The sequence below is a fragment of the Flavobacterium enshiense genome (assembly GCF_040750275.1).
GTDB classification, from domain to species: Bacteria; Bacteroidota; Bacteroidia; order Flavobacteriales; family Flavobacteriaceae; genus Flavobacterium; species Flavobacterium enshiense_B.
This window is the reverse complement of sequence record NZ_JBDOCV010000030.1, coordinates 1-257: the sequence shown is the minus strand read 5'-3', so window position 1 is coordinate 257 and position 257 is coordinate 1. Positions and strand designations below refer to the sequence as shown.

Annotated in this window: 1 pseudogene; it reads left to right on the top strand. The window is 42.8% G+C overall.

From position 1 onward, the window contains the following. Nucleotides 1–257: pseudogene (locus ABGT15_RS14665) on the top strand (hypothetical protein); the annotation flags it as partial.

Here is a 257-nt window from a genome sequence, read left to right as displayed (position 1 = left end):
ACATTTAATTTTGCTACGGTTTATTGTTCGGGAGTAACACCGTCACCATTACCGACAACTTCTTTAGAAGGCATTACAGGAACATGGTCACCAGCATTCAACAATGCTGCAAACGGAACCTATACTTTTATACCAACAGCAGGACAATGTGCGGTATCGCCGGCTCCGGTTGCGATCCAGATTACACAGGCTCCAGTACTTACGGTTACTAATGCAAGTCCTACGATTTGTAATGGGGATAGTGTAAATATTACATT